Annotated in this window: 10 protein-coding genes; 5 read left to right on the top strand and 5 right to left on the bottom strand. The window is 66.8% G+C overall.

Features of this window, described 5'->3' with window-relative positions; genetic code table 11:
• Position 1: 1 nt before the first annotated feature.
• Both ACZYY4_RS12800 and ACZYY4_RS12805 read left to right on the top strand, forming a co-directional pair.
• The gene (locus ACZYY4_RS12800; protein ID WP_463810351.1) at positions 2-1,270 is read left to right on the top strand and encodes an amidohydrolase family protein; all 1,269 of its coding nucleotides are present in this window, start codon (positions 2-4) and stop codon (positions 1,268-1,270) included.
• An 8-nt stretch (positions 1,271-1,278) separates the two neighbouring features.
• On the top strand, positions 1,279-2,553 hold the full coding sequence (locus tag ACZYY4_RS12805) for an amidohydrolase family protein (RefSeq protein ID WP_463810352.1): 1,275 nt from the start codon (positions 1,279-1,281) through the stop codon (positions 2,551-2,553).
• A 10-nt stretch (positions 2,554-2,563) separates the two neighbouring features.
• Here ACZYY4_RS12805 and ACZYY4_RS12810 read toward each other — a convergent pair whose 3' ends face one another.
• Together ACZYY4_RS12810 and ACZYY4_RS12815 are read right to left on the bottom strand one after the other, a co-directional pair.
• Positions 2,564-3,745: an acyl-CoA dehydrogenase family protein gene (locus ACZYY4_RS12810; protein ID WP_463810353.1), complete on the bottom strand. Its 1,182-nt coding sequence runs from the start codon at positions 3,743-3,745 to the stop codon at positions 2,564-2,566.
• Positions 3,746-3,843: 98 nt separating this feature from the next.
• Complete coding sequence (locus tag ACZYY4_RS12815; protein WP_463810354.1) at positions 3,844-4,413, bottom strand: TetR/AcrR family transcriptional regulator; 570 nt, start codon at positions 4,411-4,413, stop codon at positions 3,844-3,846.
• A 147-nt stretch (positions 4,414-4,560) separates the two neighbouring features.
• On the opposite strand from ACZYY4_RS12815, the gene ACZYY4_RS12820 reads away from it, so the two are divergent.
• From ACZYY4_RS12820 to ACZYY4_RS12830, 3 genes are read left to right on the top strand one after another with little or no spacing between them, the layout of a single operon-like run.
• Positions 4,561-5,031: a hypothetical protein gene (locus ACZYY4_RS12820; RefSeq protein ID WP_463810442.1), complete on the top strand. Its 471-nt coding sequence runs from the start codon at positions 4,561-4,563 to the stop codon at positions 5,029-5,031.
• Complete coding sequence (locus ACZYY4_RS12825; protein WP_463810355.1) at positions 5,028-5,471, top strand: MmpS family transport accessory protein; 444 nt, start codon at positions 5,028-5,030, stop codon at positions 5,469-5,471. The genes ACZYY4_RS12820 and ACZYY4_RS12825 overlap by 4 nt, the downstream gene beginning before the upstream one ends.
• Positions 5,468-8,302, top strand: coding sequence for an MMPL/RND family transporter (locus tag ACZYY4_RS12830; RefSeq protein WP_463810356.1), 2,835 nt, complete (start codon positions 5,468-5,470; stop codon positions 8,300-8,302). The genes ACZYY4_RS12825 and ACZYY4_RS12830 overlap by 4 nt, the downstream gene beginning before the upstream one ends.
• Here the strand turns inward: ACZYY4_RS12830 and ACZYY4_RS12835 are convergent.
• The 3 genes from ACZYY4_RS12835 to ACZYY4_RS12845 all read right to left on the bottom strand — a co-directional run bounded on the left by ACZYY4_RS12835 (position 8,196) and on the right by ACZYY4_RS12845 (position 12,329).
• Positions 8,196-10,445 carry a molybdopterin-containing oxidoreductase family protein gene (locus ACZYY4_RS12835; RefSeq protein WP_463810357.1) on the bottom strand — a complete coding sequence of 750 codons (2,250 nt, stop codon included), beginning with the start codon at positions 10,443-10,445 and terminating at the stop codon, positions 8,196-8,198. The genes ACZYY4_RS12830 and ACZYY4_RS12835 overlap by 107 nt on opposite strands.
• Positions 10,446-10,537: 92 nt before the next feature.
• Positions 10,538-11,266: an SDR family NAD(P)-dependent oxidoreductase gene (locus tag ACZYY4_RS12840; RefSeq protein WP_463810358.1), complete on the bottom strand. Its 729-nt coding sequence runs from the start codon at positions 11,264-11,266 to the stop codon at positions 10,538-10,540.
• A gap of 76 nt (positions 11,267-11,342) precedes the next feature.
• Positions 11,343-12,329, bottom strand: coding sequence for an aldo/keto reductase (locus ACZYY4_RS12845; RefSeq protein ID WP_463810359.1), 987 nt, complete (start codon positions 12,327-12,329; stop codon positions 11,343-11,345).
• Positions 12,330-12,408: the final 79 nt, after the last annotated feature.

The following is a 12,408-nucleotide window of genomic DNA, read 5'->3' on the forward strand; positions in this document are numbered from 1 at the left end:
TGTGGACCCGTATCTCATCATCTCCGCCGACACCCATGCCGAACTCCCGACCGAGCGATACCGCGAATACGTCGATCCCGAATACGCCGAAGATTTCGAGGTGTACCTCGCCGAGAAGACGGCCGCGGCGAAGGCCGGGGGATTCATCGACGAGGAGTTCGCGCAGGAGTGGTTCTCCGAGCATGGTGACGGGATCGCCGGCGGCTGGGATGTTGCCTTGCGGGACAGGGAACTCGACGGTGACGGGGTGGTCGGCGAGGTCATCTTCCCCGATGCCGACGCGGTGACCGGGGTCGCCGGAGCCCCGTTCGGAGCCGGACTGGGACAGTCGGGTGACCTCGACCCGGGGCGCGCTATGGCCGGGGCGCGGGCCCACAATCGCTGGCTGGCCGAACTGTGCAGCCACAGCCCGGAGCGGCGCGCCGGTGTTGCGGTAGTGCCGATCCTGGCCGACGTCGACGCGGCGGTGGCCGAGATCACCCGCGCGGCGGAATCCGGTCTGCGGGGCGGGATCCTGATCCCGGCGCGCTGGGTCGGCTATCCGCCGTATCACGACCGCCGCTACGACAAGGTCTGGGCGGCGTGCCAGGACCTGCAGATGCCCGTGCACACCCACTCCGGGCCCGCGCCGCAGGAGGAGTACGGCGGGCATCTGGGCATCTATGTCACCGAGGTGCGCTGGTGGGGGGCGCGGCCATTGTGGTTTGCGTTGTGGTCGGGAGTGTTCGAGCGCTTCCCCGGCCTGCGGTGGGGGGTCACCGAATGCGGCGCCTTCTGGGCCAACGATCTGCTCTGGCTGATGGACACCCGGTTTCTGCGGGAGCACTCGGCAAAGAAGATGAGCCATCAGATGGAGGGCGATCTGACGATGCCGCCATCGGCCTACTTCGATCGGAACTGCTTCATCGGGGCCACCACCACCGAACGCAGGGAGCTGGCCAGACGCTACGAGATCGGTGTCTCCAACCTGTTGTGGGGCAATGACTTCCCCCACCCGGAGGGGACCTGGCCGCACACCCGCGACTGGCTGCGACGCTCCTTCTGGGACATTCCCATCGAGGAGACCCGGCAGATGCTGGGCCTGGCGGCAGCCGACCTGTACCGCTTCGATCTGGCTGCTCTGGCCCCGCTGGCCGAGCGCATCGGGCCCACCCCGCAGGATCTGGGCCAGGACGATGCGGTGAGCATTCCCAAGTGGGAGGCGGCCCGCGAGATCGGTCGCCACTGGCTGACCGACGCCGAGCCGATCCCCGACCTGGTGCAGAACTGAGGAGTGTCATGTCCGGAACCTGGAACACCATCGATCGCTACGTCGTCATCTCGACCGACACCCACGCCGGAGCCGACCTCTACGACTACAAGCCGTATCTGCCGGCGGCCCTGCACGACGAGTTCGACGCCTGGGCCAAGGCATACAGCAGCCCGTTCGACGACCTGATCGTCGCCACCGCCAACCGCAACTGGGACCACGAGCTGCGGATCACCGAGATGGACGCTGACGGGGTGGCAGCCGAGGTGCTGCTGCCCAACACCGTTCCACCGTTCTTCCCGACCACACCCAACATCACCATCAGCCTGCCCCGCACGCGCGACGAGTTCGAGAAGCGCTGGGCCGGTGTGCAGGCCCACAACCGTTGGCAGGTCGACTTCTGCGCACTGGCCCCTACCCGGCGTCGCGGCCTGATCCAGGTCTTTCCCAACGATATCGAGCTGGCGCTCAATGAGATTCGCTGGGGCGCCGAGCAGGCGTGTTTCGGTGGGGTGCTCATCCCGCCCGTCTCACCGGGTGACCCGCAGGTGGCCCCGCTGTTTCACACCCGATACGACCCGATCTGGGAGCTCTGCGCGGACCTGGATCTGACGGTGGTGCAGCACGCCGGGGCCGGCAGCCCCGAGATGCCGATGGACCAGCCGGCCTCCAACGCGGTGCTGGTCACCGAGATGGCACTGTGGGCCCAGCGCACGCTGGGTCACCTGATCCTCGCCGGAGTCTTCGAGCGATACCCGACACTGCGGTTCGTGCCGACCGAGCAGGGCACCCTGTGGGTGCAGCAACAGTTGATGATGCTCGACGCCATGGTGCCCACGATGAAGACCGAGGCGCACAACCGCACCTACGGGATGTTCGGCGGGTCATCCGTCGACGAGATGACCATGCTCCCCAGTGAATACGCCCGGCGGAACTGCTATCTGGCCAGCGAGCTGATGCCCTTCGACGCGGCAACGATCGATTTCCTGGGCGCCGACCACATCATGTGGGGCAGCGACTATCCGCACGAAGAAGGGTTCTCGCCGCATTCCAAGCTGGCCATCCGCTGGGCATTGCATGACCGGACCGAAGACGAGTGCCGCAAGATCCTGGCCGGTAACGCGGGGCGACTGTACCGCTTCGACCTCGACGCCCTGGTTCCGGTGGCCGCCAAGATCGGGCCCACCGTCGCCGAAGTGGCGACACCGTTGGGTGACACCGGCTATCACGCCCCGGCCGCGTTCGGCTACCGGCCATTCGAGGGCGGCCTGGCCCTCAAGCGGTTGGCCCCGGCGCGCGGATAGGCCCGCCGCTTCAGATCATCGCCCGCAGCGGGCCCTCCGGCTCGATGCCCAGCGAACTCAGCGCCGACGCGTGGAACGTGGTGCCGGGCACATGGATCGCGTGGTTGAGCCCGGCGTGCGCGTCACGCCAGTACCGTTGCAGCGGTTTGTCCATCCGCAATGCGTTGCCGCCCGACCGGGCGAAGATCTGATCGACGGCCTGCACGGCACGCCACACCGCACGAACCTGGGTGCGGCGTCCCGCAGCGCGATCGGCAAACCCGACCTCCTTGCCGGCGGCGACCATGTCGTAGATCCGGTCGGCGTTGGCCAGCAACTCCTGCCGGGCGGCGTTGATGTCGGCGGCCGCCTCGCCGATGGCATACATGACGTAGGGATCGTCTTTGATCGCGGTCCCGGTGGCGCTCACCCGCGCCCGCTGATAATCCAGGTGGGCGGCCAGCGCGCCTTCGGCGATGCCGATGACCGCCGAGGAGATGCCCAGCGGGAACATCGTCGACCACGGCATCAGGTACAGCGGGTCGGTCATGCCGGCTTCGCGCTGGGCGCTGCCGTCCATCACCTTGAGACCGTCCATCGTGCGGTAGGTGGGGACGAACGCGTCTTTGACGATGACGTCCTTGGAGCCGGTTCCGCGCAGCCCCACCACGTCCCAGGAGTCGTCGACGATCTCGTAGTCGGTGCGGGGCAGGATCATGTGCAGAATGGCCGGCGGCATGACCGGGATGCCGTTGGCGTCGCCGAGCATGGCGCCCAGGATGATCCAGTCGCAGTGGTCGGTGCCGGAACTGAACTGCCAGTGACCGTTGAAGAGGTAACCGCCATCGACCGGCTTGGCCACTCCCTGTGGCGCATACGGCGAGGCCATCCAGGTGTCGATGTCGTCGGCCCACACCTCCTCGCCGACCCGCGGATCGGCATAGGCCAGCTGGTAGGGATGCACGCCGACCACGCCGGCGACCCACCCCGCGGAAGGGTCCAGCGCCGCGGTGGCCATCACGGTCTCGGCCCACTCGCGCGGGTGCGCCTCAAACCCGCCGTGTTTGGCCGACTGCAACAATCGGATCGAGCCTGCGCTCTTCATCGCCTTGACCGTCTGATCGCTCAGCCGGCCGATCTTCTCCGCCTCGGCGGCCTGCTCGCGCAACTGGTCGGCGATACCCATCAGCCGGTCGATTACCCGCTCGCCCATGTTGTCGTCCTTACGTCGTGGACTTCAAAAACGATGGTCTGCTGCAGGTGATGATGACACCGTTGGTGATCGGTTGTCTGGCGAAAAGGCCAGCGGGATCAGCCGGCCGTCACACCGCGCTCGAAGATGCGGATGAGCGTCGGCACGATGCTGTGGCGCGACACCGTGCCGTGTGCCGCTTCACTGCACGCCTTGACCATCAGGCCGAACAGCGCGATCCGAATCCATTCCGGGGTGAGTTCGGGATCGAAGGCCCCCTCGCGCTGGCCGCGGATGATGAGATCGAGGATCGGCGCGGAGTTCGGCAGTTGCTCGGCGGGGATGTCGCGCAGCACGGCGGGATCGGTGAACAGGAACACGATCCGGTCGCCCTCGGGCGCCAATGTGGTGATCACGCGTCGCATCGCGTCGAGCGCCGGTCCCTCAGCGGTGGCCGCGGCCGCGATGATGCCGCCGACGACTCGGATGCAGTCCAGGGTGGCTTCGTGGATCAGCCGGTCCCGGTCGGCGAAATAGCGATGCAGCGTGGAACGTGAGACCTGGGCAGCCGCGGCGATCTCGGGCAGCGTCGCGGTGCGGTCCCGGGCGAGTACCGATGCCGTCGCCTCGAGGATCGCCGCGCGCGTGCGCGATTGCGAGCCGGTCAGCTCCCGGCAGTCGGTGTCCATTCCACGAGGATAGCCCCAGGTGCGTCTATTTGTAAGACGTTGACGTCCCATAAATAGACGTATAGTCTCCATCGTCGGATGCTTAAGTCTACTAACCGGTGTGGACGGCGCATGCCATGGGCAGCACGGAAGGAGGCGGGTCTGGCGATGAACTGGAACATGTTCGGCACGAACTGGCACTTGTTCGGTGACCTGGCCGTGGTCGCCTTCGTGGCGTTGCTGTGCTTCGCCACCGGGGTGTTCCGCTACGTCCAGCGCTTGTGGAATCGGACGCCCCTGCCGATCAGCGAAGGAATCGGCGCCAGAAAGACCGTGCTGGCCAAGGTGCGCAAGCATGAGCCGTTGTCAGCCCAGGAGCTGGAGTTCGCCACCCGCGTCATCACCGAACAGCGCTCTCCGCTGGCCTTCTGCATTCCCGCCGCGATCTTCTCGCTGGGCTGCTTCTACGTGCTCGGCAGCCTCGAGCAGCTGCACGGCGCGACCCCGTCGGAACGCACCTTCCTCGGGGTGATCCCGATGCTCGGGTCGTTCAACGTGACCGCCCAGCTGGCGCGGGCGGCGAAGCTGAAGAAGAAGCTGCCGGCGGCTACGAAAAAAGCGGAAGAGGACGTCGAGTGAGCCCCCGCTCGGCGCGTCGGCCGCTGCTGGCGCGCGCATGGCTGCCGCTGGTCGCGGTGATCGCAGTCAGCGTGGGGGCGCTGGGCATGTGGAAGGTTCACCAGATGTCCGCTCCGGGGCCGGTTTTGACGGTCAATCCGCCCCAGGCGCCCGAACAGTTCAACCCGAAGAAGCTCACCTACGAGGTGTTCGGCTCGGTGGGGGAGGGCGCCCTGCTCTCCTACCTCGACATCGACGGGCACCCGCACACCGTTGAGTTGGACTCGCTGCCCTGGACACATCAGGAGACGACGATGCTGACCGTGGTCTCCGGCAGCATCTCTGCACAGGTGCGCGGCGACTACGTCGGCTGCCGGATCCTGGTCAATGACGTCATTCGCGACGAGCACACCAACACCCGGGCGAATGCCGACATCACCTGCCGGGTGAAGTCCGCATGAGTCAGCATCACGCGACCCGCCCGCTCGCGGCCCGGCTGGTCCGCCTGCTGGCGATCCCGATCATCATCTTCTGGGCGCTGCTGGCCGTGGTGACGAATACCTTTGTGCCACAGGTGGAGAGGGTGGCCGAGGAGCTGGCCGGGCCGATGGTCCCGACCTATGCGCCCTCGCAGGAGGCAATGCTGGCGATCGGGGAGAAGTTCCAGGAGTCCGACTCGACCAGCATGACGATGCTGGTGCTGGAGGCCGATCACCAGCTCGGGGACGCTGACCACCGCTACTACGACGCATTGGTGCGCACGCTGCAGGCCGACACCGACCACGTCCAGTACGTCATGGACACCTGGGGCAAGCCGATCACCGCGGCCGGCGCCCAGAGCCTCGACGCCCACGCGGCCTATGTGCTGTTGCGGCTGGCCGGCGACATCGGCCAGCTGCAAGCCAACGAGTCGGTCGAGGCGGTACGGCACACCGTCGACAGCTCTGACCCGCCGCCGGGCCTGAGCGTCTATGTCAGCGGTGCGGCGCCGCTGGCCGCCGACACCGTGGCGACCGCCAACCGGAGCCTCAACAACATCACGATCGCCACGATCTTCCTGATCATCTTCATGCTGCTGCTGGTGTATCGGTCCTACGTCACCATGCTGGTGCCGCTGTTCGGGGTGTTGATCCTGATGCTGGCGGCCAAGGGGGTCATCGCGACCCTCGGGCATTTCGGCTATATCCAGTTGTCGTCGTTCGCGGTGAACCTGGTCGTCGCGTTGACCCTGGGTGCCGGAACCGATTACGGCATCTTCCTGATGGGCCGCTATCACGAGGCCAGATTGAACGGCGAAAGCCGCGAGGACGCGTTCTACACCGCCTACCGCGGGGTGTCGCACGTGATCCTGGGTTCCGGGCTCACAATCGCCGGAGCCGCGTTCTGCCTGAGTTTCGCGCGGCTGAACTACTTCAACACCATGGGGCCGGCGGTGGCGATCAGCATGGTGTTGACGGTAACCGGGGCGCTCACGCTCGGACCGGCGGTGCTGAGCGTGGGCAGCCTGATCGGTCTGTTCGATCCCCGTCAGCAGGTCAAGGCGCGGCTGTACCGCCGCATCGCCACTTCCGTTGTGCGCTGGCCCAAGCCGATCCTGACCGCCAGCGCCGCGGTGGTGGCGGTCGGGGCGGTCTTCGTTCCGACCTATCAGGTCAGCTTCGACGACCGCACCTATCAACCGCGTGACTCCGCGGCCAATCAGGGTTTCGCCGCGGCGGATCGGCACTTCGCCAGGAGCAAGCTGTTCTCCGAGATGCTGATGGTGGAATCGGATCACGACATGCGCAACTCGGCGGACTTCATCTCGCTGGACCGGGTGGCCAAGGCGCTGATCCGGCTGCCCGGTGTCGCGATGGTGCAGAGCATCACCAGGCCCATGGGCCGAGCGCTGGAACACGCGTCGCTGCCCTACCTGTTCACCGTGCAGGGCAGCGCCAACGGTCAGCAGCTGCCGTTCACCCGGGAACAGAACGCCAACACCGACAAGCAGGCGCAGGTCATGGGGCACACCGTCGAGGTGCTGCAGACCACGATCGCGCTGACCCAGAAACTGGCCGACGAAATGCACGCCACGGTGCTCACCATGGAGGAGATGCAGGCCCTCACCGAGCAGATGGATGAGAACATCTCGAATCTGGACGACTTCATGAGGCCGATCCGAAGCTATTTCTATTGGGAGCCACACTGTTACGACATCCCGGTCTGCTGGGCGTTCCGATCGCTGTGGGAAATGATGGACAGCGTCGACAAACTGGCGGAGAACATCAAAGACGCGGTGTCGTCCCTGGAGGTGGTCGACACCCTGCTGCCGCAGATGGTCACCCAGCTCAACATCATGGCCGACGACCAGATCGCCTTGCGGGCGCTCATCGTGAACACCTACGGCCCCAGCAGTATTCAGGCCAGCAACACCGACCAGACGTTCGACGACATGATCAATGTCGGAAACGACTTCGACACCTCCCGCAGCGATGACTTCTTCTACATACCGCGGCCGGCGTTCGAGAACGAAGACATCAAAACCGGTATGCAACTGATGATGTCGCCGGACGGCAAGGCCGCCCGATTCATCGTCACCCATGAGGGCAACGCGATGGGGCCCGAGGGAATCGAGCATGTCGAGAAGTTCCCCGACGCGATCACGATCGCGTTGAAGGAGACCTCACTGGCCGGGGCGAAGATCTACATCGGCGGCTCCGGCTCGAACAACTCCGACATCGCGCAGTATGCCCGGTCGGATCTGCTGATCGCCGCGATCGCGGCCTTCGTGCTGATTTTCATGATCATGCTGGTCATCACCCGAAGTCTGGTGGCGGCCTTGGTGATTCCCGGCACCGTGGCGTTCTCCTACGCCGGGGCATTCGGATTGTCGGTGCTGATCTGGCAGCATCTGATCGGCCTGCACCTGCACTGGCTGATTCTGCCGCTGACGTTCATCATCCTGGTGGCGGTCGGCTCGGACTACAACCTGCTGCTGATCGCCCGGCTGAAAGAGGAGCTGGGCGCGGGGCTGAATACCGGCCTGATCCGGGCACTGGGTAGCACCGGCGGCGTGGTGACGTCGGCGGGCCTGGTGTTCGCGTTCACCATGCTGGCCATGCTCACCAGTGATCTGCGGACCATCGGCCAGCTCGGTTCCACGGTGTGCATCGGACTGCTGCTGGACACCTTGATCGTGCGGTCGTTCATTGTGCCGTGTCTGGTGCGGATCTACGGGCCGTGGTTCTGGTGGCCGACGATCGTGCGTCAGCGGCCGCTGCGAGCCGTTCCAGCCCGACGTAGCACGAACTGAGCGGCGACGTCTGCGACAGCGGATCGAGGCTCACGCCGTCGACCAGCAGATTGCGGTTGACGCCGAACGACTCCGGTGCCCGGCCGCCCCGGGGGTCGAAGATCCGCGAACCCCAGCCGTGGTCGATGATCACCAGACCGCGCCGCGGTCGGTCGGACAGCGAAGCTGTCAGTTCGACCTCACCGACCGAGGAGAACACCCGCACCCGGTCACCCTCGCCGATGCCGAGGGCGGCGGCGTCCTCGGCGTTGATCAGCACGTCGTTGCGTTTACCGGAGCGGTGCAGTCCGGGAAGCTCGTTGAGCCAGGAGTTCATCGAATGCCGATTGCGCCGGTTCCCCAGCTGGAATGGAAAACCCTCCGGTGCGGAGGATTTCGGCTCGGCAAGCAATTCCCGTGCGCGCGCCAAGAACTCGGGTGGCGCGGCGTGCACCATTTTGTCGTCGGTCCGCAACGCGTCCTTGAAGTGGCCGAACTCCCGCGGTCCCAGCACCATCCCGTGCGGGTGGGCCATCAGGTCACGCCAGGTCAGCCTGCGGCCGTTGACCTTCCGCGACATCCGTACGATGAGGCGGTCGAGCCAGTGCGGACCGAACGCCAGCGCGGGTCGGCCCGTCACCGCCGCCGCCCGCCGTGTCGCCTTGATGAACCCGTTGAGGCCCTTCGCCCCGAACAGTGGTCTACCCATCGCGATCGCGAGGTCGACGAAGATCTCCCACTCCTGCCGGACATCGGGCGGCGGCTCGATGACCTTCGCGCCGTACTGGACGAACGGTTGATCGTGCATATTGCTGGTGAACGCCAGCAGGTCGTTGCGCTCCAGCCAGTGCACCGCGGGCAGCAGCCAGTGCGCGTGCCGGTGACTCTCCCGCTGTACGAGGTCGATCACGACCAGCAGGTCCAGTTGGGCCAGCGCCTTGTCGAGTTTGGCCCCGTCCGGGCCCGACACCACCGGGTTGCCGCAGTTGATCAGCATTGCTTTGATCTGCCCGCGGCCCGGTGTGGTGATCTCGTCGGGCAATTCCGCCAACGCATGCGCTCCGGCCACCATCTCCCGCCCTGCCACCCGGCTGACGTGAGGCTTCGTCTTGGCCAGTTCGGCCAGTTTCAGTGCGTCGAAATAGCCGGGTTCGAAGCGACGCCCGCCCGGGCGGTCCATCCGGCCGGTGATCACGTTGAGCACCTGGCCGAGCCATTCGCCCACGGTGCCCGCCGTGTGTTGCGAGACCCCGGTGCGCGTGACCACCATCGCGCCGCCGGCGGCGGCGAAATCCCGCGCGGTGCGCTCGATCAGGCCCCGGTCGATCCCGCACCGGTCAGCCAGGTCATCCAGATCCGCGCCGGCCACCAACCGACGCAGCTCCGGGACACCGGTCGCGAGGTCGGCGCAGTCGCGCCGGTGCTCGCGACCCTCGTCGAGGATCACCTTCACCAGCGCCAGCAGCAGCGCCCAGTCCTGGCCCGGCCGCACCGCCAGGTGCACGTCGGCCTTCTCCGCGGACTCGGTGCGAAACGGATCGACCACCACGATGGTGGCGCCGCCCTGTTGGCGGGTCAGCGCGCGGCGCCAGCCGTCGGGAACCGTCTCCAGCCAGTTCCAGCCGCTCACCGCTGGATTGGTGCCGACCAGCAGGAAGTAATCGCAGTTGTCGACGTCGGAGACCGGCACCATCAGTGCCGATCCGAACATCGCCTCGGCCACCACATGCAGCGCGTTCTGGTCGACGGAGCCGACGGCGTAGCGGCTGCGGGTGCCGACGGCGTCCATCCAGGCGTTCATGAAGATCACGTTCGACGACGAGTGCCCGGACGGGTTGCCGTAGTAGGTGCCGATCGTGTCGGGCCCGCCTGCGTCGATCAGCGCGTTCATCTGCGCGGCGATGTCGCGGATCGCCACGTCCCAGGTCTCCTCGACGTAGGCGTCGCCCACCCGCCGCATCGGCCGCATGATCCGGCGCGGATGTTCTACCAGATCATTGGCGGTGCGGCCCTTGGCGCAGAAGTCGTGCCAGCTGTGCGGGTTGTGCTTGTCGGCGGAGATCTGGCGGACCTGGTTGTCCTCGACCGTCACCTCCAGGCCGCAGGAGGCCAGGCAGTACCTGCAGAAGGTGTGCACCGTCCTCGAAGACGGGGTTGCAGCCATGCCGCCATGGTGCCCGAGCACCGGGTGCGTGTCCGTCAAATGCGAATGAGCACAGTGCTTATCATGCGCAGTACTTCGGCCCGAGACGCCTTTCACGCATTGCGGATCGTGAGTCCGCCGTCGGCGACGAGAATCGCTCCGGTGATATACGAGGCGGCCGGTAACAGCAGCGACAGCGTCGCGTGCGCGACCTCTTCGGGCTCCCCGTAACGGCGCAGCGCTGTGCGCCGGCGAGCGAAGACCGCCTTCTGCTCGTCCGGGATAGCGGCGGTCATGCCGGTGTTGATCGGGCCCGGGCACACACAGTTGACGGTCACCCCGGCCGGGCCGAGTTCCACCGCAAGCGACCGCGTCAGACCGATCACGCCGTGTTTCGCGACCGTGTACGGCGCGATTCCGGCGGTCGCGCCAAGACCCTCGGTGGACGCCACGTTGACGATCCGTCCGGCGCCCTCCCGGCGCAGATCAGGCAGCGCGGCGCGGACGAACCGGGCGTAGGTGGTCAGGTTGATCGCCATCGTGGTGGCCCACACGCCCTCGAAGTCGTCGCTGTCCACCAGCGCGGGGAGGCTCACCCCGGCGTTGTTGACCAGACCGTCGATGGCGCCCAGAGACTCACGAATCTCGCCGAGGACAGCTGCCGGGCCCTCGGCCGTGCCGACGTCTGCGACCACGGCGTGGAACCGGGCGCCGGCGTCGCGGAGCTCGTCGGCCACCCGCGCCAGCCCGTCGGCGGCACGGTCGACGACACCGACCACCGCGCCCTCATCGGCGAGCAGGTGCGCGGTTGCCCTGCCCATGCCGCTGGCGGCCCCGGTCACCACGACCACCTTGCCCGCAACCGAACGGCTCAACGACGTCAAACGAGGCATAGGGCATCAAACCACTCCCCGGCGCTCAGCGCTCGGAGTCAAGCGCCGCCATGTGTTCGGCGGGGTAGCGGTCACCGGCTACCTGGTCCGCCGGCACCGCGGCCTCGATCCGGGCCAGCTGGTCGTCGGTCAGCGTGACATCGACCGTGCCGAGGGCCTCGGCCAGCCGCGTGCGGGTACGTGCGCCGATCAGCGGCACGATGTCGGACCCGCGGGAGACCACCCAGGCGATCGCCGCTTGGGCGACCGACACCTTGAGCTCGTCGGCCACCCCGCGCAGCTTTTCGACCAGGGCGAGGTTGCGGTCCAGATTGTCGCCCGAGAAGCGCGGCGTCGCAGTCCGGTAGTCGCCCTGTCCGCCACTGGATTGCGTCCAGTGCCCGCTGATCAGTCCGCGAGCCAGCACGCCGTACGCGGTCACGCCGATGCCCAGGTCGCGGCAGGTGTCCAGGATGTCGTGCTCGACGCCGCGCGAGATCAGTGAGTACTCGATCTGCAGGTCGGCGATCGGCCGGATGGCGGCGGCGCGCCGGATGGTGTCCGAGCCGACCTCCGACAACCCGATGTGCCGTACGTAGCCGGCGTCGACAAGCTCACCGATGGCGCCGATGGTGTCTTCGATGGGCACCGCGGGGTCCAGGCGCGCCGGCCGGTAGATGTCGATGTAGTCGGTGCCGAGTCGCTGCAGCGAGTACGCGGCGGCGGTCTTCACCGCGGCTGGGCGGGCGTCGTAGCCGACCCAGGATCCGTCGGGGCCGAGTTGGGCGCCGAACTTCACGCTGAGTTGGTAGCTGTCGCGTGGTACCGAACGCAGCGCCTCGGCGAGCAACAGTTCGTTGTGCCCCATGCCGTAGAAGTCGCCGGTGTCCACCAGCGTGATGCCGGCGTCGAGCGCGGCGTGCACGGTGGCGATGGACTCGGTGCGGTCGGATTCGCCGTATGCCGCGGACATGCCCATGGCGCCGAGGCCGATCGTCGATGTGGTCGCAGTTCCCAGTGTTGTGGTTCGCATGGGGCCAGTCTGTGTCGAAAAAGGCGCCCTCACCAGGACGCCTTTAACCCCGGACTGCCAGTCCCTCCCTGGGCGTCGA

The sequence above is a fragment of the Mycobacterium sp. IDUB_21 genome (assembly GCF_055419425.1).